The organism is Rhizobium ruizarguesonis (genome assembly GCF_012349115.1).
Taxonomy (GTDB): Bacteria; Pseudomonadota; Alphaproteobacteria; order Rhizobiales; family Rhizobiaceae; genus Rhizobium; species Rhizobium ruizarguesonis.
Genome location: NZ_PQIG01000067.1, coordinates 40929 through 67191 on the forward strand (window position 1 = coordinate 40929; position 26263 = coordinate 67191).

Here is a 26263-nt window from a genome sequence, read left to right on the forward strand (position 1 = left end):
GAACCTTCTAATCCGGCTGCCATGGCTGCATGGTGAGCACATTGCCGCCCAGCTTGGCGAAGGCGCGTTGGCGACAAGAGAAGACGAGGATCTGCTGGTCGCGCGATTGGCGGTGCAGCGCATCGAACATTCGCTCGATCCGGTCGTCGTCGGAATAAACAAGCGCATCGTCGAGGATGACAGGCGCCGGCCGGCCGTCGCGGGCAAGCAGCCTTGCGAATGCAAGGCGCGTCAGCACCGAGAGCTGCTCCCGCATGCCGCCGCTCAGCCGGTCGACATCCTCGTCCAGGCCGTTGCGGCGCACGATCTGCGGCAGCAACGTGTCGCCGTCGAAGGTGATCGAGATGTCGTCGAACAGCAGGCCGAGCAGCGGGGCGAGTTCGTTCATGACCGGCTTGAGATAAAGGTCGCGCGCCGCCGCCCGCGTCGCCGTCAGCGCCTTGCGCAAGCGATCGAGCACGCCGACCTCCGTTTCGAAACGCTTCACCTGCTCGCGCGCGGCTGCCAGAAAATCCCGCGTTTCCGACCAGTTTTCTTCCAGCGCACTGTCCGAGCGGGTGCGGATCTGACCGCCGAGATCGGCAAGCTCCTCGCGAAGCCTGGCAATTTCGCGGCCTGCGGCGTCGGCGACCGAGCGCGCCCTGGCAAGGGCAGCCTCGGCACCTGCGAGGTCTCGTCCCGCCCTGCGCAAAGGCTCGGCCCGCAGTTCGACAGCATCGACCTGCTCTTTGGCGCTGGAAAGCTTGAGAACAAGGTCCTGCTGCAATTCAGTTCGGCCGACTTCGGGGCCGATGACCGCTTCGATCGCCTCGCGTTCCTGGCCAAGCCTGGCGTGCTCGGTCTGCGCGCGCAATGTGGCATCGCCTGCTTCCGTGCGCATCACTGACGCCTCGCGCGCCCGATTACGCGCCAGTTCGATGCGCCGTGTCGCATCCGCGAGACCGGCACGCACCTCTTCCGGGTTGGCGACGAGTTCGACCGGACCCTGGCTGAGTTCGGCAAAGCGTGCGGCGTCGAGGTGAAGCTCGTCAATGCCATTCGGCGCGAGATCGGCGAGCCGCTGGCGCGCCCGCACCAGTTCCTCCTGCTTGTCCCGCGCGGCAATTTCGCGCTGTCGTGCCTGCCGCAGACTGTCGACACCGAGCTTGGCAAGCAATGTTTGGCGCGTGGCTTCCGCGGTCTCCAGCGCCCCATTGTGATCGGCCTGCCGGCTGGAGTGGATGGTCAGGGTGCCGACGCCTGCTATGTCGAGCCTCGCCATCCCGGCAAAGCTTCTATCCTCGCCCCCAATCAAAGCCTGGCGGTCCATGCTCACTGATCCGGAGGCATCCTTCAGGTAATCGATCCTGAGTGAGGGAAGGCCGACTTCGGCGGCTGCGCGCAAGCCGACGATCTTGATGTCCAGCACTTCAAGCCGTTCGATGGCATCGGCTGGAATGGCGAGCAATGCATGTGCGGCCTCCCCATCCTCGATCTGCTGCCGCGCGGCTTCCGCCTGTTCGAGACGCAGGCGAACCTCGGCCAGGCGCTCTGCGGCGTGGCGTGAACGTAGCGCTGCCTCCAGCCGCGCAAGCAGTTCACGGTTCAACCGCTCCTCCTCTTCGGCCGCCTGCACCTCCGCCGTTGCAGCCTCGCTTTCAACAAGCGATGCCGTGCGTCGCTCGGCTGCACTTGAAAGCTCCTTTTCTGCCAAGGCGAAACGCCGCGCGAGTTCGCCGCTGCGGTTCAATGCCGTGTGGAAGCGGTCGAATGCCTGCTGCGCCACATCGCGGCGGCTAGCGGCCAAGGCGGCCTCGGCATCGAGCGCTTTGAGTTCCCTGTCATGCAGTTTAGCGGCTTCGAGCACCGACTGGGCATTGGCAATCGCGGTCTTCCGGCCCGCCTCCTCATCAGGGTTTTCCAGTTCGCCGAGTCTCGCCTGCACTGAGCGGCGGCGGTCGAGTGCGCCGTGCAGCATCTCCACCTCCTTGGCCAGCCGCGCCTCCTCCTCCTGCAGCCGGTCACGCTCCTCGAGCGCGGCGGCAAAGCGTCCTCCTGCCTTCGGTCGGAGCGTTGCTGTAACCAGGCGATTGAGTTCTTCCTCGCAGGCTTCGAGCACCGCCGACATGCGCCGTCCGCCCGTCAGCGCCTCCACCTCTCCCTGCACCGAAGACAGCAGGCTTTCGCGCACTCGCTTGTCGTTCTCTTCCTCGCTCTTGCTGCGATTTTCGATGCCGGTGACGCCCTGGCGCACCCAGAGCAGGCCTGCCGGGCCGGAGGTACCGCCGGAAATGAGATCGCCGATGAAAGCCTCGGCTTCGTCGGCCTGGGCGACGATCCGGCCGCTGCCGAGATCGGTGACGCTGGCGCGCCGTCCGCTATGGAACTGCTTGGTCAGGCGGTAGCGGCCGGCTTCGATCGTGATATCGGCCTCGACGATTGGATTGCCGCCGCTATAGGGGCGCAGCATCTGCACGCTCTTTGGGTTGCCGCTGTGCGGCTGGAAGAACAGGGCATGCAGCGCCTCGAAACAGGTTGATTTGCCATGTTCGTTGGCGGCGCTCAGCACATTGACGCCGTCGGTGATTCCCTCAACTGATATTCCGCGGCCGGCGAAGCGTTTGACATTGTGGAGGCGAAGGGCGGTGAGTTTCATCGATCGATCGCCTCGCAATAGGAGAACAGGCGGATCAACGCTTGGCGCGCCACGTTCCTGTCGTCGCCGGAACGGGCCTCGTCGAGGCTTTCGGCAAGCAGCAAGTCCGCAGCATCGCGCAGTGCACCGGCTCGGTCGATGGTCTCGAGATCATCGCTCTCGCAGTCGGTCCCCAGAAGGTCGGCATCGATCTCCAGATGCGCAAATTCCGGCGCGACCTGCTCCAGCAGGCTGATCATTGCTGTGCGCCCGTTCAACCGGGCACGGCCGGACAGTGCGACGCGCAACAGGGTTTGTCGCCGCGCGAACGGTTCCGGCAGCGCGGCCTTCAGCACTTCAACACCGTCTTCCGATGCCAGCAGAGGAAGGTGCAATGTCTGCCAGGAAAAGCTGGCGGTCGTCACCGCCGTCGTCGTCGGCATCGCCCCCTGTCCGGCAATGGAAACGACCATCGCCTGCCCCGGCCGGTCATGCTTGAAACGGTCCGGCTCGGGCGCGCCGCTATAATATGTTCTGGCGTCCACCGCCACCAATCCGTGCCAATCGCCGAGCGCCATGTAGTCGAGGCCGGCCAGCGCCGCGCGGTTCGGCGCAATCACGTTGGTGGCCGTGGCATCCTCGGAAAATTCCTGGATGGGGCCATGGGCGAGGCCGATGCGGATAGCGCCGTCCGGCGTGGCGGCGCCCGTCATCCATTCGGTCAGGTCGCGACCCGGCCTCCTGGTCGTGCAAGGCGCCGGCAGCAGGATGACATCAGGTCCAAGCGGAAGAGGCACCGCTTCCGTCGCCAGGATGACATTGTCGGGCACCACGCCGCGCGCAGCACTCCAGAGCTGATCCGCCAGCAGCGAGTCGTGATTGCCCGGAAGCAGGACCCAGCGCAGCGGTGAATTCCGGGCCATCTCGCCAAGCGCCTGACGAAGCACGGCAGGCGTCGGCGTCTCGGTATCGAAGGTGTCGCCCGCGAGCAGGATGACACCAGCGCCATGCTCTCGTGCTGCACCGGCAAGCCTGGCGATGACGCCATGCCGCGCCTCGCGCAGGCGCCCTCTCAAATCCTCCGGAAGATTGCCAAATCGCTTGCCAATATGCAGGTCCGAACTGTGCAGGAAGGAAAACATTAATCAGCCACGTTTGCGATGCGCTGCGAGCTTTCGAACATGGCCAAAGACCTCTCGTCCGCAGTTCTGTGATTCGTTGTTCCGAGGCAGACCATGCCTCCCGGCTATGGGCGAGGCAAGTCCATCCTGGCCGAGCAAGCGGTTATCCAATGTTTGTCTAATTTTGAGCGGTGCACGACACCCATCCCGTCGCCGTACAGGAATTATGCCGACGCGGTGACCGACCACGTCGGCGAAGGCATCGTCTATTATCCAAGGGTTTTACCTTGCCGATGGAAATCGAACAGTTGATCCCATCATCACTGGCCCTAAGTCACCTGGTTGAACACCACCATCTTGTCGTCGGCCATCTCTTCCATCGTCCAGGGAATGCCGCCGACCCCGTATCCTGACTGCCTGCGTCCGGCGAAAGGCATCCAATCGGTGCGGAACGCGGTGTGGTCGTTGACGAGAACGGCCGATGCATCCAGATGTTTTGCCGCTCTGAGAGCAACCGCTATGTCGGCGGAAAAGACGCTCGCCTGGAAGGCATAAGGCAGCGAGTTGGCAATGCGGATCGCTTCGTCGAGGTCGCGGTAGCCGTAGACGCAGGTCAGCGGTCCGAAAACCTCGAGCACCGACACTTTCGCATCAGTAGGCGGGTTCAGCAAGACAGATGGCAGAAGCGTTGTCTCGGACATCCGCCCGCCTCCGATCTGTCTGGCTCCGGCGTCCGTCGCCTCCTTGATCCAGGTCGTGACGCGGTCTGCCTCGCGTGGCAGGATGAGCGGACCTACCTCGGTTTGCGCAAGCTTGGGATCACCGACATGAAGGGCTGCCACCCTGGCAGCGAGCGCCTCGGTGAAGGAAGCCAGAATATCTTCGTGCACGAAGAGACGCTGGGCCGACACGCAGACCTGCCCGGCGTGATAATAGCCGCCTTTGACGATGGGGCCGACGATCGCATCGACATTGGCGCTGCGGTCGACGATGACGGGTGCCGCTCCACCATGCTCAAGCGCGCATCGGGTGCCCGGCGGCAGCTTGCTCTTGAGGTACCAGCCGACCTTGGCGGAACCGATGAAGCTCAAAAACGCGACGCGACGATCGGTTGCGAAGGCTTCGGCAAGCGCATTGTCCTCGGTGATGAGGGTCTGGCACCAGCGTTCGTCGAGACCGGCCTCCCAGAACAGCTTGACGATCTCGATGCAGGAAATCGGGGTCGTCGCTGCCGGCTTGATGATCACCGGGCAACCCACGGCGATCGCCGGCGCGATCTGGTGGATGATGAGATTGAGCGGATGGTTGAAGGCCGATATCGCCGCCACGACGCCGATCGGCTCCTTGGTGGTGAAGGCCCATCGGTTCGCGCTGGCTGCAGTCAGCCCCATGGGGATTTCCTTGCCGCCGAAATTGCGCAGCTCGTCCGCGGCATTGAGGAGGCCGTCGATCCCGCGCGTCACCTCGATGATCGCATCCGTCAGCGGCTTGCCGCCTTCACGGGCGATCATCATCGCAAAACGATCGCGGCTCTCCTGCAAAAGCGCCGACGCCTTTCTGAGGATTGCCATCCGCTGATGCGCGGGCAGCCAGCCGTCGCGATCGGCGAAGGCGTTGGCGGCGATCTGAAGCTTGCGTTCGAGTGCGACCGCGTCATCGGCCGGCAGCTCTTCAATCGGTTCGCGGTCGAACGACTGGTAGACCTTCATGGCAAGCGGCATCTCAGACCTCCAATATCTGGGGGAGCCGTTCACGAAGCTCCTTCACCAGCACGCGTTCGTTCTCCGAATAGTCGACAGGAACGTTCACCAGATGGACGCCGCCTCCGGCGAACGCCTCTTCGAGAACCTGTTTGAACTGGCCGATATCGTCGACCCTGGTTCCCTTGGCGCCGTAGGATTCGGCATATTTCACGAAGTCGGGGTTGCCGAAGGTCATCCCGAAATCCGGGAACTCGTCCACCGCCTGCTTCCAGCGGATCATGCCGTAGGCATTGTCCTCGATCACGAGGACAACGAGGTTGAGTTTGAGCCGGACGGCGGTCTCGAGTTCCTGGGAATTCATCATGAAGCCACCGTCACCACAGATCGCCATGACTCGCCGCTCGGGGTATAGCATCGAGGCAACCATCGCCGACGGCAGTCCGGCTCCCATCGTTGCAAGAGCGTTGTCGAGCAGCAGCGTGTTCGCCATCCGCGTCCGGTAGTTGCGGGCAAACCAGATCTTGTACATGCCGTTGTCGAGCGCCAGGATGCCGTCATGCGGCATCACCTCTCTTATGTCGTGGACCAGCCGCTGTGGGGTGAAGCGATCCTCTGTTGCCCGCGCGGCGATGCGCTCGAGAATGCGCTCCCGGAGATGGAGAAGCGCCTGCGCGTTCGGCAGCTTGCCCTCGAGGCGGTCGGCCAGCGCCTTCAGCGAGGGGCCGATGTCGCCGATGACCTCGGATTGCGGGAAATAGACCTGCTCGACGGTCGCCGGCTGATATCCGATATGGACGACCTTCGGGCCGCCCTTGCCCATGATGAACGGCGGCTTCTCGATGGTGTCATGGCCGATCGTGATGATGAGGTCGGCCTGTTCGATGGCCTCGTGGACATAATCCCGCTCCGACAGCGCGGCGGTGCCCATGTAAAGTTCGGTTCCACCCGGCACCGTTCCCTTCCCCATCTGGGTCGTGAAGAACGGGATGCGTGTGCGGATCACGAATTGGGCGATGTCGGAGGTCGAGCGGGGACGGGAGGCGGCGGCCCCGAACATCAGAAGCGGACGTTTGGCTGCGGCAATGAGGGCGGCAGCGCGATCGAGGGCCGCATCGCTTGCCGTCGGCAGTTCGAGCTGATGCGGCGCAATCAGCGCCACCTCCTGGCACTCTTCGGCCGCGATATCTTCCGGAAGCTCGAGATGCACCGGCCCCGGTCTTTCCTCCTGGGCGATGCGGAACGCCTCCCTGACCGTCGTCGGGATCATCTGCGGCGACACGATCTGCCTTGCGAGCTTGGTCAGCGGCTTCATCGACGCAACGACGTCGACCACCTGGAACCGCGCCTGGCGGGACGAGAGTATCCCTTTCTGACCGGTAATCATCACCATCGGCATCGCGCCGAGCAGGGCGTATGCGGCACCCGTCGAGAGGTTCAGGGCGCCGGGCCCGAGCGTCGTCAGGCAGACACCGGGCTTTCCTGTCAGGCGGCCATAGGTCGCGGCCATGAAAGCGGCTGCCTGCTCGTGTCGGGTGAGCACGAGCTCAATCGACGACTTGCGGATGGATTCGACAACGTCGAGGTTCTCTTCGCCGGGAATGCCGAAGATGCGATCGACACCTTCGTTCTCAAGCGCTGCCACTAGAAGATCGGAGCCTTTGGTCATGGATTTGTGCCTGTGCTGTTTGGTTTGAGGCTTCAAGAAAGGAAGGACCCCTCGAAGATATGTTCTTTTTCGCGCTCGTCCATGCGTTCGACGGCATCGGCGGTTGCCCCTCAATCCTGGTGACCGAGAATTTGCAGATAGGATTTGCCGTGGGAATAAAAAAGCTCTCCGCAGCTCTGCTGGCAAACAGCTTTGACTGATGATGCCAGATGTTGCAGTTCAGGCCGGCATGCGAGCACGGCCTATAGCTGAAACGCGACCACTCTCGCGACCCGTCGCTTTCTCGATAGTACCGAAACGCTCCAAGTCCGTTCGCGCCGCATTGAATGTGGGCGCGATAGGCCTGTCTTCTGTACGAGTTGATTGGCCGTGAAAAACAGATTTTGCTGAAAACAATCGTGAATGCGAAGGGGCTCTTGCGAGGAAGTTCTGTCGACGCCGGGTCACCGTAGCTGCAGCTGCTGTCGGATAATGGGCAAAGCCAAGGTGAGGAGCGCGGCGAAAACCATGACGACGCCATAAGGTACCTTCCGGCTCGCCCGGATTTCCTCGACGCGCATGAAAAAGGCGAGATGTGCGACGCGCAGCGGCACCGGCAGCCGCAGGACCAGGAGCGTCACGATGCCGAGGACCAGGAGCAAAAACGAAAACGGCAGCATTCCGTGCCATCCGACAAAAAGGCCGATCGGCAGGAAAAGCTTGGCGTCTCCTGCGCCAAACAGCCGGAACGCCCAGAGCATCACCCCGAGTATGAACATCAGCAGACCGGCCCCGACGTCGCCGCCAATTCCACTCGAAGCAAACAGCGCAGCGCCGACATCCTCGGAGCCAAGCATCACGGCCACCGCGCGCAGTGCATAAAGTGTCACGAGCGCAAGCACAATCGTGTTGGGAATCTTCCATGTGCGGAAATCGGTCCAGGCGGCGTAGAGAAAAAGTAATACTGAAAGCGAACTAATAACATTGATCATTTTCAGCATAGCATTCAACCTTTTGGGTTATAATAGCCTGATTTTCAAGTTCAGTTTCAATAAATACCGATGAATGAGTCGGTTTTACGCATGGATCACGGACTTTGGTCTTAACCATAAAGTATAGATGCCGAATGTGTGCGTATAAATCAATTGACTAAATTAGAGTTAAGAGATTACTAATGTTCCCAGTCGAAGAGGCGGTCTCGACGACAGGGCGGCCGGGGGAAAATACGGCGCACCACTTACTGGGAGGAAATTCTCGATGAAAGCCTTTGTAAATAGCGTACGCGCTTTCGCGCGGGAAGAAGATGGCGTCGCACTCACTGAATACCTCATTCTGCTTGCCTTGCTGGTCGGCGGTGTGATCACAGCGGTGACATTGGCCGGCACCAATCTGGCTCTCGTTTGGAACGGCTGGGCAGGCTGGTTTACAGCCAACCTGACCGCCCCAGCAGCCTGATATTGGCGTTCGAAGAAGCGAGGGGTTTTGTTAACCCCTCTCTTCTAATTTAGCAGCAATGAATGGATGCGTTCCGTCCAGTGTAGCGAGTAACTGCAATGCGTTCTTCAACGATTTTAAGTCTCGTTATTGCGTTTGTGCTCGCAGCGGCAGCAGTTTTCGGCATGCGCGAGTATCTCTCCGATCAGAAGGCCCAGCTGTTGGCGATGAACGGCATAAAGGCCGAGGAAAGAACACTCGTTGTCGCCGCCAAGCCAATGCGCTTCGGCGACCGGATCCGATCCGAAAATCTCAGGGCCATTCCGTGGCCCTCCAATGAAACACCCGCAGGCTCGTTCGTCAGCATCGGGGCTGTCGTCGGCAACGATGCCCAGCCGCGCTATGCCATGGCGGCGATCGACCCCGGCGAGCCGGTGCTATCCTCGAAAATCACTGGTACCGGCGAACGCGCCACGCTGTCGGCGGCGCTCGACCAGGGCATGAAGGCGGTTTCCATCCGCGTCAACGACGTGCTCGGCGTTGCCGGCTTCGTCAGGCCTTCCGATCGCGTCGACGTGCTTCTGACGCGGGTCGTGCGCGGACCGACAGGCAATGATCAGACCTTCGTTGACGTGCTGCTGCAAGGCGTCAAGGTGCTGGCGGTGGACCAGACGGCAGACGAGCGCAAGGACGAGCCATCCGTCGTGAAAACCGTGACCTTCGAAGTCACGACCGATGAGGCGCAGCGCCTTACCCTCGGCTCCAGTATCGGCACGCTCTCGCTGGCGCTTCGCAATATTGCCTCTTCCTCTGTCGAACAGACCCGGCAGATCACCGTCGCCGACCTTGGCGGCGGGGCGATGGCGACCGAGCTCGGCAAGGATCTGGAAAAGAATGAGTTGCCAGAACCTGAAAAACAAGTGCAGATTGTGGAGCCAAAGGTCGAGCCGGTGTTGCCGGTCGAGCCGAAGTGGGTGACGGTGGGGGTCTGGAACACGACGAAGCGCGAGGAGCACAGAGTCGGCCTGGGCCAGAGATATTTAGCCGGCGTGCCGCTGGTGCGGCTAGCCGAATGAGGGGGCTAAAGCAGGCATGGCGAATGGCAAGAGAAGAATCGCAAGGACGAAAAGCCTTGCGGCACTGGCGGCAGTGTTTTCAGCCTGTGTGATTTTGGGGCCTGGATTTGCCGGCTGCGCCAGTGCACAGGAAAAGTTCGTCACGCTCGGCAAATCGGTCCAGCGTGTGACGTTGCCTCCGAACGCGACGCTGACGCTCAATACCGGCCAGCCCTTCGGTGATCTCGTCATCGGCAGCGCCGATATGATCGACGTGGTGCCGCTTTCCGACCGATCGCTGTTCATTCGCGGCAAGAAGATCGGTGCCACCAATATCTCGGTCTATGGCGACGACAAGTCGCTTCTCGGTGTCATCGACATCCGTGTTGCCAGCGATTTCACCGAAGTCGCCGCCGCCATTCGCTCTGCCGCGCCCTCGGCCCGGGTTACCGTGGTCAACTCCAACGATCGCATTCGCCTGACAGGCTTGGTCCGTGACGGCGTTGAATTGCAGCGGGTGATGGAAGTCGCCCAGTCCTATTCCGACCAACCGGTGCTGAACCAGTTGCGCGTCAGCGACAGCCAGCAGGTGATGCTGGAGGTCCGTATCATTGAAGCCTCACGCACGACGGGTCGTGACCTCGGGATCGGTTGGTCCGGGCACGGCAACAACGGCATCGGCAAGGCAACGACCAGCCAGGGTATCGGCGTGAATGATGACGGCAGCCTGGCCCGCACCCTCCTTGATCCCAAGGGTGCTGCAACCGGTATGCTGCCCTTCGGCCAGCTGATCGCCAAGGTTCTGGAAATTTCGGGCGGCCGCATCGACGTGGTCATCAACGCGCTCGAGCAGAAGGGATTGGTGCGTCGTCTGGCTCAGCCGAACCTCATCGCAATGAGCGGCTCGACCGCCAGCTTCCATGCCGGCGGTGAAGTGCCGATCCTGAAGACGACGAACAACGGCACGACAGTGGCCACCGAGACGGACTATCGCCCCTTTGGTGTGCGGCTGACCTTCAAGCCGGTGGTGCTGGACGACGGCGTCATCAATTTGGAGATCGAGCCAGAGGTTTCCGAGCTTGATCCATCGATCAGCGTCAACGGCAATCCCGGTTTCATCTCACGCGCTGCCAGCACGACGGTAGCGCTTCGTGACGGACAGAGCTTTGCCATGGCGGGCCTGTTGCAGTCGATCAATGCCAAAGACATCCAGCAACTGCCGGGCCTCGGGAAGATACCGATCCTCGGCGCACTGTTCCGTTCGACGAGTTTCCAGAAGAAGGAATCCGACCTGGTTATCGTCGTCACCCCGCACATTGTGCGACCGGCCCGCCCGGGTGAGGACCTCTACAGTCCGCTCGATCAGACGCGTTCGTCCAACGACGTCGAGCTTTTCGCGCTCGGTGTCCTGGAAGTCGACAAGGATATGCTCCGGCGCTTTCGCAACGGCGAAGGCGTGACTGGGCCCTATGGCCATCGTCTCGACCTGAACCAGGGAGCCCAAGTTGTTGTTACAAAACGCTAAGCGCGTCCTTTTCCTCCTCGCAGCCGCCGGCCTTGCTTCCGGCTGCGCCGACTACATGAACCATCGCGACTCGATCACCTTCGGGCTCGGGAATGCCGTGGAAGCAAACAAGGCCATCCATATCGAGGACCCGTTCCCGCCGGAAGCCCAGCGAACCTGGATCGCAAGCGACGGCAAGGTGGTCCGCAGGGTGGTCACTCAGTACCAGAACGGCGGGATGGGCGTTGTTCCGCCGTCGCCGGCCATGGGGGCTAATGGGGCGTCCAGTGTGGCTACCGTTAGCCAATAGCTGGCGAAAGGCATGAACGGCGGTAGCGCGCCGGAAGGGAAAATGCACGATAGAGGGTCGTCACGGCGATAGCGCGGTGATGGGGGTATGCCAATGCTGAGCAGGGTTGTCAGACGGTTCTGGAACGATCATCGTGGCTATGTCATCGCCTTGACGCTTATCGCCATGCCTATGCTTCTCGGCTTTTCGCTGCTGGTCATCGATGTCGGCCGCAGCAGCAACCTGCACACCGATCTGCAGAACGCGGTCGATGCAATGGCGCTCGCCGGAGCCCGCGAACTCGATGGCCGCGACGATGCCATTTCGAGGGCGCAGACGGCAATCGAGAAAATCGCCAATAGCGCGGCTTTTTCAGGGGGCGGGATCGGCATGTCGCTTGGCTCGCATATCACCTTGACCTATAACGCCGGAAATGACGCCGGCAGCACGGTCAGCGTGTTTTTTCTGAAGAACATCCCGGCCAACGACGATACGCCCATCCCGGCGTCGATGAAGACGATAGTGGCCAGCGAGGCGTCCTATGCCTGGGTCATCGCCAAGCCGCAGGCGATGCAGACGATCTTTCCGATCCCGGTCGGCTTCACCCGCAATACGATCAACATCGCTGCCGATGCTGTGGCCGTATACCATGCCAGCGCCTGTGATATCACGCCGATCTTCATCTGCAATCCCTATGAGCCGGCTGGCAATACGAGCCCGGCCGCCAACGAACAGGCGGCGGCGGATCTCCACACCAACTTCGCGGCCGGCAATCTCTACGGCCGGCAAATCGAAATGTACAGCACGTCTTCGTCCAGCCCCGGGCCTGGCAATTTCGGGTTCCTGAGAACCCCTCTGGGCAATGGCGCAAGCGTGATGGCCGACGCTTTGGCTACCGGGAATCCGGGGGCCTGTTATACGAAGGACAACCTGGATACCGAAACGGGTGCCATGGCCGGGCCAGTTGAAGACGGCGTCAACACGCGATTCGGTATTTATCAGGGGTCGTTCAAGGGCTCGCGCAATGATGGCCGCTACCGCCCGGCCCAGAACGTGCGCTCCGCACAAAAGCAAACGGGACAGAACGGCTGCAAGGCCTACGACCCGGTGCTGGTCGGCAGCACCGTTGGCGATGTCACCAAGGCGGTGCCATTGGGTTACGGTGCAGCCATGTCGCCCCTCGGCGGCGGCAAGATCAGCACCAGCAACAATTGGAACTATGCAAACTACTGGACCGTCGCGCAGGGCGGCACGGCCCCGTCGGTCAGCGCGATTCTCAGCAATTATTCCAGCTATCCGCCGCAGGCCGGCGGAACACCGAGCCGGCCCTCCGCCTATGACGTCTATCGTTACGAGCTCAACACCGCGGCGCTGCTCAACCATGCCTCGGCAAACGGCGAAATCGGCAATCCGACGACAGGCGGCGGACAGTGCTACTCGGGGCCGGCCCTGTCGAACTACACGGTGGGCGAATATGGCGACCGCCGCGAGATTTTCGCCGCCATCGTCAATTGCGGCTACGAGGCCTCGGTCGACCATTTGAACGGCCACAAGCAGACGCAGGCGGTTGCCTTCGCACGCATGTTCATGACCAAACCGGCGATCAAGGCTGGCAACGAGCGCTATCTGTCGCTTGAAGTGATCGACATCAGCGGCAAGGGTGGACGGGGCACACTCGAAGATTTCCTCCGGGAAGAAGCGGAGCTGGTCAGATGATGGCGCTCCGCAATTTTATCTTGCATCGGCTTGGCCTCGGCTTCTGGCGGCGGCAGGAAGGCGCAGTGCTTGCCGAAGCGCTGCTCGCCATCCCCTTTGTGACGCTCTTTGCGGCGGGGATACTCGAGTTTGGCAGCATCTTCTGGCAGCGCATGCAGATCGACGCAGGCTTGCGCGATGCCGGGCGTTACCTTTCGCGGTGCCGACCGGTGTCGGGAACCTATGTGCCGACATGCAATCAGGCGACTGCGAAGACGATCGCCTTTTACGGAACGCAAACACCACCGGCAAACGCTAAACCCCGTGTACCCGGCTGGAATAACCCTGCCGACATCACCATCACTGCGCCGGATGCGGACGGGGACATCACCATTTCCACCGCTCATCTCTACCAGACCTCGCCGGTGTTCGGCTTTCTGGGAATTGGTGCCATCACTATCAGTTCCTTCCATGAAGAGAGATACATCGGATGGTGACCTCTAGGGCAATCAAGGCATTCTGGCAGGATAGCAGTGGTGTCAGCCTTGTCGAAGCATTGCTGACCTTTCCGATCGTCATGCTGGTATTCGCCGCCTTCATCGAGTTCGGCTATGCCATGTCGCAGTGGAATCAGACGGTCAAGGCACTGCAATATGGCGCCCGTTTGGCGGCGGTATCCGATCCGCTGACCACGAATTTCAATGCCGTTTTCCCAACAGATGCCGCCAATCCACTCAACAACGGCAAAGCGGCGCCAAACGATGCAACAATATCCTCGACCTGCGGACCGGCTCTTGCAAACTGCACGGCGGCATTGAACCGGATTGTCCGGGGAAGCGACGGCGTTTGCAACGCGGGAACCGATCCTCGCCCCGGCATTTGCGACCTCAATTGGCGCATCACGCCGGATAAGCTGATGGTCACCTACCAGCGATCGGGGCTCGGCTATTGGGGCCGGCCTGACGGGCCCGTGCTGACGATGCGGCTGGAGGTGCGCAACATCACCTTCGATCTGCCGATCCTTGGCGGGCTGTTGGGATTGAACGACGTCACCATCCCGGCCCATCCGGTGACGATCACGACGGAAGATCTGAAGACCTGCTCAACCTGCTGACTCCTTAAATTACGCGTAGGAAAGCGAAAATGACAGCTCACATGAACATTGCCGCATCCACCAAGATATTGGTTCTCTCCGACGACGCGGCTGCAGCGAGCTTCATGCTCGACACGTTCGGGTCGCTTTCGCGTTACGATGTCCGCCACCTCTCACTAAAGGCGCTCGGAGAAAAAGGCCGGTTCGATCCGACTCAGTTCGACCTGATCGTTCTCGACGTCGACAACGGGACATTGCTGCAACAGCCGGAGCTTTTCACGTTTCGCACCAGCTATCGGGACATTCCGCTCGTCGTGGTTTCCGAGGACCTGCCGGACGACATGCTGCGGCTGCTCTTCCGCCTGAACGGCAATGACTGGCTGAAGAAGCCACTCGAGCGCCGGGCACTGATCGACATGATTTCGACCCATGCGCCGGGCACCGGGGCGAGCGACAGCCGCGTGCATGCCGTGGTCTCGGCCGTCGGCGGCGCCGGCGCCAGCGTGATCGCTTCGTCGCTTGCTCATGTACTGGCCCAGCCGACCAAGAATTCCACGCCGCGGATTGACCTGTTCGACACGGATTTTTGCTCCGGGGCGCTTGGCTATTATCTCAACCTTGTCAACGACTACGACCTAAAACCGGTCATCGCCAATCCTTCCCGGGTCGATCTGGAATTCATCGATCTGGTCCGAAAGCGGCATTCGGGAGGCTTTTCACTGCTGTCTTTCAAGCAGCCATCAGTCCTTCTGGCGCCGAAGGGCCGTGAACTCGTGCTGCGTATGCTCGACGTGGCCGCCTTCGAGAGCGACCATACCATCGTCGACGTTCCCTACTATGACACGCCATGGAAATACGAGGTGCTCAGCTCGGTCAACAGCATCTGCATCGTCACCGAAATGACGGTACCGGCGCTTTCCCAAGCCAAGGATTTGTTTGCCACTCTGGTGCGGCTGCGAGGCAGTTCGGAGCAGATATTCATCGTCATCAACAAATACCGCGCCAAGCTTTTCGGCCTCGGCCTCGGCCTGCGCCGACAACAAACGGAGAAGATATTCAAGGAGATCCCGACGCATGTCATTGCGGATGACTGGGATACTCTGAGCGAGGCGGTCAACCGCGGCGTGTTGCCATTTCAAGTGAATTCCCGGGCGCGCTTCTGCAGCGCGGTCGGTAAGCTTGGAGCACTGGTGCGATGACGGCGATCGACAGTGGGCGCATAAGGTCCTGCGCCGCCGATGTTGGCCTTGCAGTTTTGGCAATTCTGGCCGCTGTCGGCGACGCTGAGGCAGGCGGGCTTGTGCCACGTAGCCTTGGGCCGACGACAAGCGCCGTGGTGACGATCGAAAAAAGCTATGCGGCTGGGACAATCGTCATCGTCAGCGGCAACCGTACGCTGGATCTCGTCATCTCCGAAGGACGCGCGATCCGTTACAAAATCGGAGTCGGACGAGACGGATTTCGCTGGAGCGGTACCGTCAAGGTTGGACGCAAGGCCGAGTGGCCCGACTGGCGCCCGCCTGCCGAGATGAAGGCGCGCTCGGCTGGACTTCCGGACCTGGTACCCGCCGGACCGCTCAATCCTTTGGGTGCTCGCGGGATCTATCTCTACAAGGGTGGGACAGACACGCTCTACCGCATTCATGGAACGAACGAGCAGTCGACGGTCGGCGGTTTCGCGTCATCGGGCTGTTTTCGCATGAGCAATGCCGACGTCATCGATCTCTACAAGAGGGTGAAAGTCGGTTCCACGGTCATTGTAAATTAATCGTTCAGGGGTGGGCACATGGCGAGCGGTATCATGGGGCGTTTTTACAAGCAGGGGGAGCCGGAAAGCCGGGAACCGGAGGCGGCCAAACCGTCTTTGGTCGGCGCAGTTCAGAACATGCCTGCCCAACCGGCCTCTGATAACGCCACGGCGAGTGGAGAAGAGGCTTCGCTCGGGCCGGACATGGTTTCCGAGCGGGTCAATCTGCACCGCTACCTGCTCGATCGCATCAACCTCGGGATTCTCGACACGCTCGACAACGAGGAGATCGCCACCGAGATCCGGCCGTTGGTCAAGGACTATATCCGGGCGAACAACTTTCCGCTGAACGCCAAGGAAATCAATGATCTGATCCGCGACATCACCGACGAGATGCTCGGGCTGGGACCGATCGAGCCGCTGCTGGCCGACGACACAATCGCAGATATTCTCATCAACGGCTACAACAGCGTCTATGTCGAGCGGAGTGGCAAGCTCGAGAGCACCGCCGTGCGGTTCAAAGACGAGGACCATCTCCTTCGGGTGATCAACAAGATCGTCTCGGCGGTTGGCCGCCGCGTCGACGAGTCAACCCCGATGGTTGACGCCCGCCTTAAGGATGGCTCGCGTGTCAACGTCGCCATCCGACCGATTTCGGTCGATGGACCGCTCGTTTCCATCCGCAAATTCACGCGTAAGCCGCTGACAATGGAGCGCCTGGTGCAACACGGCGCCATGGCCGATGCGATGCGCATCCTTCTCAGCGCCGCGGTTAAGGGCAAGGTATCGATGGTCATTTCAGGCGGCACCGGTTCTGGCAAGACCACCTTGCTTAACGCCCTCTCGTCGCAGATTTCTCCAAGGGAGCGCCTGATTACGATCGAGGATGCTGCCGAGCTTCAACTGCAACAGCCGCATGTCGGGCGCTTGGAAACCCGACCGCCGACACTCGACGGACGCAACGAGATCCGTCAACGCGAACTTTTGAAAAACGCCCTGCGCATGCGCCCCGACCGCATCATCGTCGGCGAAGTCCGCGGCGACGAGGCGTTCGACATGCTGCAGGCAATGAATACCGGCCACGAGGGGTCGATGACGACCATTCACGCCAACACGCCCCGCGACGCGGTCGGCCGACTTGAGCAGATGGTGGGCATGGCAGGGATGCCGATGTCGCAGTTGAGCATTCGCTCGCAGATCTCCTCCGCCATCACCATGATCGTGCAGGTTCAGCGCCTGAGCGACGGCAGCCGCAAGGTTGTCTCGATCTCCGAGATCACCGGCATGGAGGGCGAAGTCGTGCAGATGCAGGAGATTATGAAATTCAAGAAACTCGGCACCGATGAAGGCGGGCGAATCCATGGAGAATTCCGCGCCACCGGCATTCGGCCGCGGTTCGTCGAGGAATTTGCCGAACTCGGGATCGAGATCCCTGTGACGATTTTTGATCCCGGTAAACCGCTGCAGACGGGACCTGTCCAATGATCCTGCTTCTCCTTTACGCGGCCGTTTTTACCGCCGCCCTTGTTGCTGTCGAAGCGATCATGCGCGGCTATTTCAAGACATCCGAACGCCACCGCGCTGTGAACCATCGGCTGAGCTTGCTCGAGGTCAGCGATGATCATCGCAAGACCTATAGTGATATGCTCAAGGAGCGCGGGGCCGGCGGCAGTTGGCGGCAGACCCCCCTGATGCAGCGGCTGCTGCAGTTCTACGCCCAGTCGGGAATCAAGTTCGATGCCAAGCGATTTGCTCTCTTCGCGATCGCGGGCGCTCTTTTGACGTGGCTGGTTGTTCAGGTCCTCCTGCCGAGCACTCTGTTCAGAGTGCCCGCCTTTCTGCTGATCTGCCTTCTCATCCCCGCACTCGTCGTCTGGCGCGCCCGGGTGCGCCGCATGAGGAAATTCGAACTGAAGCTTCCTGAAGCGCTCGATGTCGCCAATCGCAGCTTGGCCGCCGGCCACCCGCTGCCGGCGGCGATTTCTTTGGTGGCACGCGAGATGCCCGATCCGATCGGCACCGAGTTCGGCCTGCTCTCGGATGAACTCACCTACGGCGTGACGCTGGACGACGCCCTTGTGAACTTGGCCGACCGGGTCGGCGTTGAGGATCTGAACCTGCTTGCAATATCGCTGAGCGTACAGGCGGGAACCGGCGGAAACCTCGTGGAGATCTTGCAGAACCTTTCGAAGACGCTGCGAGACCGGACGCTGCTGAGGGCAAAGGTCAGGGCGATTTCCTCGGAAGGACGCATCACGGCGATCTTCATGTCAATGTATCCGTTTCTGCTCTACGCGATGATCAAGATATTGTCGCCGACCTACTTCGATCCCGTCTGGGAGAGCGGCCACGGAGCCATTGTGGTGAGCGTGCTGCTCGCCGTCATGGCGATCGGGAATGTCATTCTCTACAAGATGGTCAACTTCGAGTACTGAGGCGGTCATGTCGAGTGAGTATGGAATTTACCTCATCGTCTTCTTTGCAGTGCTGATATTTTCTGCAGCAGCGTCGGAATTGTTTTTTCGACAGCGCGAGGTCTCGGTTCGGGTGTCGAAGAGCTCGGCGGCAACAGGCGAGGAGTTCCACCTTGGCGATACGACGATTGCCGATCTCGGCGAGGCGGAAAACCGCCTGATCCGTCGTTATTTCGAGATTACGCGACGTGACACGAATGTGAACTCCACCCAGAACCGGCTGATCAGGGCAGGCTATTTCGCCGCCGGCGCCGTGACCACCTTCCAGGTGGTTCGCGCGGTGGTCTGTATCAGCGTGCTGGTCGCGGCGGTCTGGGCTCTGAACTGGGCCATACCGGACATGTCACGGTTCGCTACGCTGATCGTTGCGATGTTTGCTGCGGGCATGACCTTTATTCTGGTCAACATCTATATCGACCGGCGCGGCGCCGCCAAGGAGAGGGAATACCGCCGCCTCTTTCCCGATTTCATGGATATGCTGATCGTCTGCCTCGACGCGGGCATGAGCATTGAGGCGGCGGCGAACCGTGTTGCCCGGGAATTCGTCGACAAGCGGCAGGACTTCGGCCTGCATCTCTCGATCATGATGCTGGAAGTGCGAGGTGGCCGGCGATTGCGCGAAGCGCTCGCCAACCTTGCCGTCCGCCTGAGGATTGACGAAGCCCGGGCCCTATCCGTTCTGTTCCGCCAATCGGAGGAGCTCGGGACCAGCGTAACGCAGACGTTGCGGGTCTACTGCAAGGAAATGCGCTACCTCCGCATTATTCGCGCGGAGGAAAAGGCAAACGCCCTGCCGGTCAAGATGCTGCTGCCGCTCGGCGCGTTCCTTTTTCCGGTAAGCCTCATCATCGTTCTCGTTCCCGTTGTTATCCGTGTCATCAGTCTTCTTCTCAGCATGAACCCCGGCGGTTGAGCCAAGCGAGGTCGTATGCAGTATTCGCTCGAACAGGATCGTAACGATGCCATCATTTCTCTCGATCCACGCCTGCCAATGGCTCCGGCAAACATAGAACAAGCCGGACTGGATCCGTCGTTCCTCCTTCGGCTGGCGTCAAAATGTGCAGCCGAGCAGGATACAACCACGGCATCTCATCTGGCTGACCGGATGAAATTGCCGAAAGTGATCGTCAATATCCTGATCAAGGAACTCGTGAAACTCGCATACCTCGAGGCGCGCGGCCTGGCTGGCGAGGATGTCAGATCCGATATTCGATATGCGCTTTCAATGAAGGGGTTCGAATATGCCCACGCGGCGTCGCGTCAATGCCAATATGTTGGGCCCGCACCGGTATCGCTGGATGCCTTCTGCCGGCAAGTCGGTTTGCAGTCCATCCACTACGAGCGCGTGACCCCCGAGCGGCTGGCCGACAGCCTTGACGGGCTGGTGCTCTCAGACGCCTTAGTCGAAAAGCTCGGCCCGGCCATCAACTCCGGTCGCTCTATCCTGCTTTACGGACCACCCGGAAACGGAAAGACGAGCATTGCCGAGCGGACATCGCAACTGTTCCGCCAAACAATCTGGGTACCCTATGCCATCGAGGTCGGCGGCCATGTCATCAGTTTCTATGACGAAGCAGTGCATCACCCCGTATCGGAGGCTGACACAGGATCCCATCCGAAAGCGGATCAACGATGGATCGAATGCCGCCGTCCGGTGATCAAGACGGGCGGGGAATTGACCCTCGATCAGCTCGATCTCACCTTCAACGCAGGACCGAATGTCTATGAGGCGCCCATACACTTGAAGGCGTCCGGCGGCGTTTTCATCATCGACGACTTCGGGCGCCAACAAGTGGCGCCGCAGGCACTCATCAATCGCTGGATTGTGCCGCTGGAGCGCGGATATGACTTCCTGACGCTGCACACCGGCAAGAAGTTCAAGGTTCCCTTTGACGAGCTGGTCGTATTTTCGACGAATATCGCACCGAAGGATCTTTCTGATGAGGCGGGCTTGCGGCGCCTCAAATACAAGATCTTTGTGAACACTCCGTCGCGCGACGAATATATCAGAATCTTCAAATCGTATGCCAGCGGCACCGGATTGGTTGTCTGTGATCCAGACCTGAATCTGTTCTACGATCGCAAGTATAACGGTGATGTGCTAGCGTCTTGCTATCATCCCAAATATCTTCTGGATTTCGTCAGTTCTTACTGCGAGTTCAACGGCATAGCCGGAATCGCGTCGCTCGGTATGCTCGAACGGGCGTGGGAAGGTGTATTTACGTCGGAATGATGCGGGCTTGTCACTGACACGGCGTGTTCCTGGACAATGTGTCCAACGCAGATTTGATGACTTACGGGGGAGTAAACGAATGACCAGCATTCCGGGTATTGAGGTCGAAGCAGACCGCGCAAAACCAAGCAATTTGCGAGCGATTGAGCAGAGGGGCTCAAAAAGCCCGCTACTCGTCGGTTTGCTGATGATGCTCTTGCCTGTGAATGCTGGCGTTCTCATCTATACCGCCAAAAACTCAGCGGATGTTCGCGAGAGCCGCGAGACCATCGCCGCGCTTAAGAGGTCCATCGATGGCCTCAGGGGACAAATGGAAAAGCAGTCGCGCAACATCGCGGATAATGCCAAGGCTGACGAAGTCGCCCTTATCCGCCAGGGGATGGATGGGCTGCAAAAGACTATGATGAACGAACGGCGAAACGACACAAGCGGTCTTCGCATGGGTTCAGCTTTGGTCCTTAGCGCACCCGGCAAGGAGCCAGCACAATTTTTCGCACCCCGTGCCGTGCCAGCGGAAGCTCAAGCTTCGGATAGCAGCCTTGCGTCCCTCGAAGCCGGGGGCATTGCAGTCAGTGACCTGCCGCGTTACGAGCGCACACTCTCGCCGGAAGGCCAGCTCATCCTTCGGAAAGCCCGGTAAACACCGCGTTCGCCGAAATCTCCAAAGCAAACGGTGGATGCTGCTAGAGCATGTCGCGCAAAAGTGTGCAGCGGTTTTGCGATAACGACATGCGTAAAAACAAGGACCTAAAGCGCGGAGAGCGACCCTGAAAGATCGCGACGCGCTTTAGGGGCGCCGATGCTCGCAATTCGACAAGGGCGCTCTCATCTCGACCCAGATTGCCGATCGCTGCAGGGCCTATCCCCGCTGAGCGTAATTCACGCTATTCTTCATCAATTCGAGGTTACGGGCAGTGACTTCATTTCCGGGATCAAGCTCATAGGCTTTCAGGAAATACCGTCTGGCAGTGCGCAAGTCACCGCGTAATAAGTGAGAATATCCGATATTGTTGTAGTAGACCGGGGTATTGCCGATCATGCGCGAGAGTTGCTGGTAGGCGCGGTCGGAGGTGTCGAAGCGGGCAACCATGTCGGCGGAGGCTGCCAAGCCTAGCCAAGCGGCCGGATCTTGCGGAAAAACGTCAACCGCTCGCTTGTAAATGGCGTAGGATTTTCCGTAGTTCTTTTCCTGAAACTGCAGTTTGCCGGTGGTTATCAACTCGTCGTTCTTATAGAAGGCGACGGCTGAGTCATCCTCGAGGGTCTTTGCACTATCGCCATAAGCAGCCAGACCATCAACGCTGGATGACTGGCAACCAGCTAAGATCACGCCAGTTGCTATCAAAAACGCAATGCATTTAGTGCCAGCTCTGATTTGCAACATTGACAACTTGATCCCCCATCAGACATTCTTACCCAACATTCGGATGCGTTCACCGGAAATCATCGTAAAAAAAAGCTAACAACTCAAGAATTTGAGCAAATAGTCGCAAAAAAGCGACAGATACCGTCTTCGCACGGAACGCGCCAAGGTGACAAACGCCAACTATTCAGAGTTGGTATCATGTGCCCAGTTATTCTCAGCGTAGAAAATTAATCAACGTCGCCTACCCTGCTCGTCAGGTCAAAAGATGGAACGCTGTATGCGGATCGCTATTTTCACGCTGATGCGACTTGCACCATCAGTGGCTTACGCGATAGCATCGATCTTCGTTCTCAGCATACCACTGTTGGAAAGCCACCCATCAAGTGCGTCCGCCTGGTGGCTGCATATGACGATACTTCCGGTCATGCGCGAGCCCATCTATCTGCTTTTGGCGGTACCCGGCGTTGGAATTTGGAGCGCTACGGTCTTGTTGATGCTTGCATCGATTTTCGGGATTCGAGTGGCTCTGCAGCCGCAAAGACACCACCGGTCTGGATTCATCCATGCGCATATCGCGCTGATTGCGACCGGTCTAACTATGGGGCAGGCAGCAGTTGCGCAAGCCGGCCTTTCCAACTTGGCGATGCCTCAGTCTCAGCAAGGCGACTGGTCGTTCCTGCCGCTATCCCACTCACCGCTTGGGACCTTCCTTTTCATGTCCGTATTTTCGGCCTGCATTTGCTGCCGTTTAACAATCATCAATCGTATAAAATCGGCGTAATAACAAAGAGGGCGAACCGCCCCCGCCTGATCCTGGATGTGACTGGTACTTGCGACGTCATTGAGCGCAATTGGCTGATTTCGACGTGCCCAAGCGGTCCGCGAGGATGAGGTTTGCGGGAACATTGCGGGAATTTCTTGCGGCTAGCCAGCGCTCAGTCGAAAAATACGTCTTGGTCTTCACCTGCGAACTTGAAGTCGCCTTAAGACCAAGAACAAAATTGAAGTTATTGTCGCCCCCGGCTTCGCGCGTGAAGCTGAGATAGGAGCCGAACCGTTCGTATTCGACATTTTGAAGGTTTTGGATCGACGCAAGAGTATCCTCGAAATCATGCCAGCACGCCTGCTTCACAATGATCTCGAAAATGCGCAGGATGGCCGGGGCGAGACGCCCCTGAGCGTCGGTCGACGGCCCAATGATCTTGGCGCGGATCTCTAGAATATCGCCCATTTCATCTCCACGAACCTTAACGAAGGTTGAGCTGAGGGGACGTACCTCGTCCCTTTGGTAGATGCGCTGAAAATAACATTCGTAGCTGCGATTGCGCATCGATGCGGCTTTCCACTCGCTCATCTCGATGCCGGCCTCTCGAAGAGCGCCGCACATATTCCGCCCCGAGACGCGCCACACCCGCATAAACTGACTTGCCAGCTCCAGCTTCGGGACTTCGATCAGCAGCAGCGATATCGACGTCGACGGGAGAGGAGAAGGAACCGCCGGATCCGGGCGGACGGCTATGCGAGATGATTGTGCAGCCTTATCGAGAGCGCGATTTTCAACGCGCCCGAGATCTTCGCGGTCGTGGATTTCATGGTAAAAAAAAACGATGCCTGCAAGAAGCAAAATTGATATCAAAAGCCCTGGCCAAAAGAGGGACCAGCGGTTCCTCGGCATTGCGAAAATCCGCTGCCAACGCGAACTTTCGCGAGGAGGATCGACTGCTGATGGCACTTTATCCACGGCGCGACCTCAAAAGCAAATAGGAGCGGCTGCGAGTTCGAACTCAATCAATCTCGATCCTATGTGCGATCAACCGGTGTCGGTCGGGGCGCGGACCAAGCAACCCTGCTGACGCCTCCCTCTGAGATGAGCAACGGATGCGAAAAACGGTACAGTCTATCCGACTCACCTTCAACGCTGTAACTGTGAAGTAGCGTGTGTGGAGCGTCAAGCAACAACCCCAGTGGACAGCGTTCGCCCCCTACAATTGAGGTGGAAAAGCGGACTGACGGCTCTAAAGACAATCACATCAGCTGCACAAGCGTGCGTGAAGATATTGTCGTTGCACATTCGCGTCCCGTTATACTGTCGCAGGACCTGAATCTACACCTGTCGGGAATGACTATTTTCCGTTCGTGTTTCCTGATTCTTTTGTGGCTGCCTTTAGCACGCCTTCCTGCAAATCCGCCTCGTCGGCAAGAATGGCGACGGTCTCGTCGAGCAAGACGTCTTTTGCATTCTTGCGGGCATTCTCGATGGCAATATCAGCGCTCAGGCTGCGCTCGCCTGCCTCCAGGCCATCATCTCCAAGATCCTCGCCATCCCCTGCTTCCGCTCGATCCTTGAACCGTTTCTCGCGAGCAGCCGCTTCTTTGCGACGTTCGGATTCATTGAGAGAAACAACCCCTTTCTCACGCTGCGCCTTCAGGTCGGCAATGTCTTTTAGCAGGCGTTGGAAGTCCGGATTGCTCTCAACCCGCGCATCATGGCGGCTTTGCAACGTCGGCAGCAACGTCGTGATCGTGTCGGCGGGCGTGTAGTTCGCGGGCTTGATCTGCGCCCACGGCAGGGCATTGTCATAACTGGTCTCGCCGAAGCTTGTCGGATCGGAAAGTCCGGGCAAGCTGATATCAGGCGTCACGCCGTGCAACTGCGTCGTACCACCGTCGACCCGGAAAAACTGGGCAATTGTCACCTTTAGCTCCCCGAACTCCGGTTTGCTGTTGCGAACAATCTGGTCAAGATCGACGACGGTTTGAACGGTGCCTTTCCCGAAACTAGGTTCGCCGACGATCACGCCTCGACCATAGTCCTGGATTGCCGCGGCAAAGATCTCCGAAGCCGAGGCCGAGCCGCGATTAATCAGGACACCCATCGGGCCTGTCCAGACAGGCGCCGCAAGCTCAGCACTTTTGACCTCGATCTTGCCGTCGCTGCCACGTTGCTGAACGACCGGTCCATTGCCGATGAAGAGACCGGTCAAATCAATCGCCTCGTCCAATGAGCCGCCGCCATTGTTGCGCAGATCAATGAGAACGCTGTCGACCTTTTCTTCCTTCAGTTCGTCGAGAAGCTTGGCGACATCGCGGCTTGCGCTTTTGTAATCCTGGTCTCCTTTGCGCTTGGCTTCAAAATCCTCATAGAATACCGGCAGCGTGATGATCCCGATTTTACGCGTGGCGTCGCCCGCCTTCACGGACAGCACAGTCTTCCTGGCAGCCTGCTTGTCGAGACTGATTTTATCGCGCACCAGGCTAATGACGCGATGCGTGCCATCTGCTCCGGCATCTGCCGGCAGGATGTCCAGCCGCACGACGGAGTCTTTTTTTCCGCGTATCATCTGCACGACTTCATCAAGGCGCGTGCCCACCACTTCTTTGATCGCCCCATCCTTGCCTTGACCAACGCCGGTAATGCGGTCTCCGACCGCGAGCTTGCCGGACAGCTGCGCCGGCCCGCCAGGCACGAGCTCACGGATCGTCGTGTAGTCGTCGCGTTCCTGCAGCACAGCACCGATACCAAACAGCGAAAGCTTCATCGAGACATTGAAGTCGGCTGAAGCGGCGGCGCCGAAATAGTCGGTGTGCGGATCGATCGACGTTGAATAGGCGTCCATGAACGACTGGAAAACGTCGTCGCTTTTAAATTTGTAAGCGCGCTCGAGGGTGTTTTCATAACGTTTGTCGAGTGTTTCGCGAATCGCCGCGTCGTTTTTGCCGCCCAGTTTCAACCGCAACCAGTCGCTCTTGACGCGCTTGCGCCAAAGCTCATTGCTCTCGGCTTTCGACTGCGGCCACGGCGCTTTATCGCGCAGCACCGAATAATTTTCCTGCGCACTGAAATCGAAGTCCTGCTTCAGCAGGCTGCGCGCATAGTTCATGCGGTCGACAACGCGCTGTTCATAGGCGTTGAAAATCGCAAACGGGATCTTCAAGTCCTTCCGTTCTATCGCATCGTCGATCTCGCTGCGATCGGACATGAACTTGTCGATATCAGTCTGGAGGAAGAGCATGCGGTCCGGATCAAGCGACTTGATGAACTGATCCATGATCCTGGCCGACAAGGCGTCGTCAAGTGGAACGGGCTTGTAGCTATACCGCGAAAGAAATTGCGCGCTCAACTCAGCGGCTTGCGCTTGTCGCTTTAGCGGCGCCAAAACAGGCGGTGATGCGACTTCAGCATATGCGGACTGTGCAATTGCAAGAAATGCACCAAAGAAAACGTAGGCTATGCGCATTCAGCGTTGATCCAATTCTTAATGCCGAGTGTCGATGTGCGATCTATGTGAC

General features: G+C 59.4%; 24 protein-coding genes. 16 read left to right on the forward strand and 8 right to left on the reverse strand.

Annotated elements, in window-relative coordinates; all coding sequences use genetic code 11:
- Positions 1–7: 7 nt before the first annotated feature.
- From C3Y91_RS09405 to C3Y91_RS09420, 4 genes are all read right to left on the reverse strand, one after another.
- Complete coding sequence (locus C3Y91_RS09405; RefSeq protein ID WP_130665660.1) at positions 8–2635, reverse strand: AAA family ATPase; 2628 nt, start codon at positions 2633–2635, stop codon at positions 8–10.
- Positions 2632–3756: a metallophosphoesterase family protein gene (locus tag C3Y91_RS09410; RefSeq protein ID WP_130665661.1), complete on the reverse strand. Its 1125-nt coding sequence runs from the start codon at positions 3754–3756 to the stop codon at positions 2632–2634. Before C3Y91_RS09410 ends, C3Y91_RS09405 begins: the two co-directional genes overlap by 4 nt.
- Positions 3757–4064: 308 nt before the next feature.
- Positions 4065–5456 (reverse strand): aldehyde dehydrogenase family protein, encoded by a 1392-nt coding sequence (locus tag C3Y91_RS09415; RefSeq protein ID WP_168307136.1) that lies wholly within the window; start codon positions 5454–5456, stop codon positions 4065–4067.
- Position 5457: 1 nt separating this feature from the next.
- A complete protein-coding gene (locus C3Y91_RS09420; protein ID WP_130764027.1) occupies positions 5458–7104 on the reverse strand; it encodes an acetolactate synthase large subunit in 1647 nt (548 codons plus the stop codon).
- Between the two features lie 59 nt (positions 7105–7163).
- Here C3Y91_RS09420 and C3Y91_RS09425 point away from each other — a divergent pair, with 59 nt between their 5' ends.
- On the forward strand, positions 7164–7304 hold the full coding sequence (locus C3Y91_RS09425; protein ID WP_018480331.1) for a hypothetical protein: 141 nt from the start codon (positions 7164–7166) through the stop codon (positions 7302–7304).
- A 243-nt stretch (positions 7305–7547) separates the two neighbouring features.
- Here the strand turns inward: C3Y91_RS09425 and C3Y91_RS09430 are convergent, their stop codons facing one another.
- Positions 7548–8084 (reverse strand): A24 family peptidase, encoded by a 537-nt coding sequence (locus C3Y91_RS09430; protein WP_130726023.1) that lies wholly within the window; start codon positions 8082–8084, stop codon positions 7548–7550.
- A gap of 256 nt (positions 8085–8340) precedes the next feature.
- On the opposite strand from C3Y91_RS09430, the gene C3Y91_RS09435 reads away from it, so the two are divergent.
- From C3Y91_RS09435 to C3Y91_RS09500, 14 genes are all read left to right on the forward strand, one after another.
- Positions 8341–8538, forward strand: coding sequence for a Flp family type IVb pilin (locus C3Y91_RS09435; RefSeq protein WP_130726024.1), 198 nt, complete (start codon positions 8341–8343; stop codon positions 8536–8538).
- Between the two features lie 98 nt (positions 8539–8636).
- Entirely contained in the window at positions 8637–9593 is a 957-nt protein-coding gene (gene cpaB / locus C3Y91_RS09440; protein WP_168307134.1) for a Flp pilus assembly protein CpaB, read from the forward strand.
- Positions 9594–9609: 16 nt separating this feature from the next.
- On the forward strand, positions 9610–11097 hold the full coding sequence (locus tag C3Y91_RS09445) for a type II and III secretion system protein family protein (RefSeq protein ID WP_164582354.1): 1488 nt from the start codon (positions 9610–9612) through the stop codon (positions 11095–11097).
- Positions 11081–11386 carry a hypothetical protein gene (locus C3Y91_RS09450; protein WP_131614434.1) on the forward strand — a complete coding sequence of 102 codons (306 nt, stop codon included), beginning with the start codon at positions 11081–11083 and terminating at the stop codon, positions 11384–11386. Before C3Y91_RS09445 ends, C3Y91_RS09450 begins: the two co-directional genes overlap by 17 nt.
- Before the next feature lie 93 nt (positions 11387–11479).
- A complete protein-coding gene (locus tag C3Y91_RS09455) occupies positions 11480–13081 on the forward strand; it encodes a TadE/TadG family type IV pilus assembly protein (RefSeq protein ID WP_164070668.1) in 1602 nt (533 codons plus the stop codon).
- Positions 13078–13557 carry a TadE/TadG family type IV pilus assembly protein gene (locus C3Y91_RS09460; protein ID WP_130673721.1) on the forward strand — a complete coding sequence of 160 codons (480 nt, stop codon included), beginning with the start codon at positions 13078–13080 and terminating at the stop codon, positions 13555–13557. The genes C3Y91_RS09455 and C3Y91_RS09460 overlap by 4 nt, the downstream gene beginning before the upstream one ends.
- Positions 13551–14174, forward strand: coding sequence for a TadE/TadG family type IV pilus assembly protein (locus tag C3Y91_RS09465; RefSeq protein WP_130663211.1), 624 nt, complete (start codon positions 13551–13553; stop codon positions 14172–14174). Before C3Y91_RS09460 ends, C3Y91_RS09465 begins: the two co-directional genes overlap by 7 nt.
- Before the next feature lie 29 nt (positions 14175–14203).
- Complete coding sequence (locus C3Y91_RS09470) at positions 14204–15352, forward strand: response regulator/pilus assembly protein (protein ID WP_131614436.1); 1149 nt, start codon at positions 14204–14206, stop codon at positions 15350–15352.
- Positions 15349–15921 (forward strand): L,D-transpeptidase, encoded by a 573-nt coding sequence (locus C3Y91_RS09475; protein ID WP_130673719.1) that lies wholly within the window; start codon positions 15349–15351, stop codon positions 15919–15921. Before C3Y91_RS09470 ends, C3Y91_RS09475 begins: the two co-directional genes overlap by 4 nt.
- Positions 15922–15939: 18 nt before the next feature.
- Complete coding sequence (locus tag C3Y91_RS09480; RefSeq protein ID WP_130673718.1) at positions 15940–17385, forward strand: TadA family conjugal transfer-associated ATPase; 1446 nt, start codon at positions 15940–15942, stop codon at positions 17383–17385.
- The gene (locus C3Y91_RS09485; protein ID WP_168307132.1) at positions 17382–18335 is read left to right on the forward strand and encodes a type II secretion system F family protein; all 954 of its coding nucleotides are present in this window, start codon (positions 17382–17384) and stop codon (positions 18333–18335) included. Before C3Y91_RS09480 ends, C3Y91_RS09485 begins: the two co-directional genes overlap by 4 nt.
- Positions 18336–18342: 7 nt before the next feature.
- Entirely contained in the window at positions 18343–19287 is a 945-nt protein-coding gene (locus C3Y91_RS09490) for a type II secretion system F family protein (protein ID WP_168575272.1), read from the forward strand.
- A 15-nt stretch (positions 19288–19302) separates the two neighbouring features.
- On the forward strand, positions 19303–20607 hold the full coding sequence (locus tag C3Y91_RS09495; protein ID WP_168307130.1) for a DUF8689 domain-containing protein: 1305 nt from the start codon (positions 19303–19305) through the stop codon (positions 20605–20607).
- Positions 20608–20686: 79 nt separating this feature from the next.
- Complete coding sequence (locus C3Y91_RS09500; RefSeq protein ID WP_168307129.1) at positions 20687–21247, forward strand: hypothetical protein; 561 nt, start codon at positions 20687–20689, stop codon at positions 21245–21247.
- 219 nt (positions 21248–21466) lie between these two features.
- Here the strand turns inward: C3Y91_RS09500 and C3Y91_RS09505 are convergent, their stop codons facing one another.
- Positions 21467–21991, reverse strand: coding sequence for a tetratricopeptide repeat protein (locus C3Y91_RS09505; protein ID WP_024321496.1), 525 nt, complete (start codon positions 21989–21991; stop codon positions 21467–21469).
- Positions 21992–22250: 259 nt separating this feature from the next.
- Between C3Y91_RS09505 and C3Y91_RS09510 the strand changes: the two genes are divergently transcribed.
- The gene (locus tag C3Y91_RS09510) at positions 22251–22754 is read left to right on the forward strand and encodes a hypothetical protein (protein WP_168307128.1); all 504 of its coding nucleotides are present in this window, start codon (positions 22251–22253) and stop codon (positions 22752–22754) included.
- Positions 22755–22811: 57 nt separating this feature from the next.
- On the opposite strand, the gene C3Y91_RS09515 is transcribed toward C3Y91_RS09510, so the two are convergent.
- Positions 22812–23648: a DUF6030 family protein gene (locus C3Y91_RS09515; protein WP_130663216.1), complete on the reverse strand. Its 837-nt coding sequence runs from the start codon at positions 23646–23648 to the stop codon at positions 22812–22814.
- 448 nt (positions 23649–24096) lie between these two features.
- Positions 24097–26211 (reverse strand): carboxy terminal-processing peptidase, encoded by a 2115-nt coding sequence (locus C3Y91_RS09520; protein ID WP_130673712.1) that lies wholly within the window; start codon positions 26209–26211, stop codon positions 24097–24099.
- Positions 26212–26263: the final 52 nt, after the last annotated feature.

Coding starts and splice junctions, on each gene's coding strand:
- C3Y91_RS09405 (WP_130665660.1), bottom strand. CDS start 2,635: ATGAAACTCACCGCCCTTCGCCTCCACAATGTCAAACGCTTCGCCGGC.
- C3Y91_RS09410 (WP_130665661.1), bottom strand. CDS start 3,756: ATGTTTTCCTTCCTGCACAGTTCGGACCTGCATATTGGCAAGCGATTT.
- C3Y91_RS09415 (WP_168307136.1), bottom strand. CDS start 5,456: ATGCCGCTTGCCATGAAGGTCTACCAGTCGTTCGACCGCGAACCGATT.
- C3Y91_RS09420 (WP_130764027.1), bottom strand. CDS start 7,104: ATGACCAAAGGCTCCGATCTTCTAGTGGCAGCGCTTGAGAACGAAGGT.
- C3Y91_RS09425 (WP_018480331.1), top strand. CDS start 7,164: ATGTTCTTTTTCGCGCTCGTCCATGCGTTCGACGGCATCGGCGGTTGC.
- C3Y91_RS09430 (WP_130726023.1), bottom strand. CDS start 8,084: ATGCTGAAAATGATCAATGTTATTAGTTCGCTTTCAGTATTACTTTTT.
- C3Y91_RS09435 (WP_130726024.1), top strand. CDS start 8,341: ATGAAAGCCTTTGTAAATAGCGTACGCGCTTTCGCGCGGGAAGAAGAT.
- cpaB (WP_168307134.1), top strand. CDS start 8,637: ATGCGTTCTTCAACGATTTTAAGTCTCGTTATTGCGTTTGTGCTCGCA.
- C3Y91_RS09445 (WP_164582354.1), top strand. CDS start 9,610: ATGGCGAATGGCAAGAGAAGAATCGCAAGGACGAAAAGCCTTGCGGCA.
- C3Y91_RS09455 (WP_164070668.1), top strand. CDS start 11,480: ATGCTGAGCAGGGTTGTCAGACGGTTCTGGAACGATCATCGTGGCTAT.
- C3Y91_RS09460 (WP_130673721.1), top strand. CDS start 13,078: ATGATGGCGCTCCGCAATTTTATCTTGCATCGGCTTGGCCTCGGCTTC.
- C3Y91_RS09465 (WP_130663211.1), top strand. CDS start 13,551: ATGGTGACCTCTAGGGCAATCAAGGCATTCTGGCAGGATAGCAGTGGT.
- C3Y91_RS09470 (WP_131614436.1), top strand. CDS start 14,204: ATGACAGCTCACATGAACATTGCCGCATCCACCAAGATATTGGTTCTC.
- C3Y91_RS09475 (WP_130673719.1), top strand. CDS start 15,349: ATGACGGCGATCGACAGTGGGCGCATAAGGTCCTGCGCCGCCGATGTT.
- C3Y91_RS09480 (WP_130673718.1), top strand. CDS start 15,940: ATGGCGAGCGGTATCATGGGGCGTTTTTACAAGCAGGGGGAGCCGGAA.
- C3Y91_RS09485 (WP_168307132.1), top strand. CDS start 17,382: ATGATCCTGCTTCTCCTTTACGCGGCCGTTTTTACCGCCGCCCTTGTT.
- C3Y91_RS09490 (WP_168575272.1), top strand. CDS start 18,343: ATGTCGAGTGAGTATGGAATTTACCTCATCGTCTTCTTTGCAGTGCTG.
- C3Y91_RS09495 (WP_168307130.1), top strand. CDS start 19,303: ATGCAGTATTCGCTCGAACAGGATCGTAACGATGCCATCATTTCTCTC.
- C3Y91_RS09500 (WP_168307129.1), top strand. CDS start 20,687: ATGACCAGCATTCCGGGTATTGAGGTCGAAGCAGACCGCGCAAAACCA.
- C3Y91_RS09505 (WP_024321496.1), bottom strand. CDS start 21,991: ATGTTGCAAATCAGAGCTGGCACTAAATGCATTGCGTTTTTGATAGCA.
- C3Y91_RS09510 (WP_168307128.1), top strand. CDS start 22,251: ATGCGGATCGCTATTTTCACGCTGATGCGACTTGCACCATCAGTGGCT.
- C3Y91_RS09515 (WP_130663216.1), bottom strand. CDS start 23,648: ATGCCGAGGAACCGCTGGTCCCTCTTTTGGCCAGGGCTTTTGATATCA.
- C3Y91_RS09520 (WP_130673712.1), bottom strand. CDS start 26,211: ATGCGCATAGCCTACGTTTTCTTTGGTGCATTTCTTGCAATTGCACAG.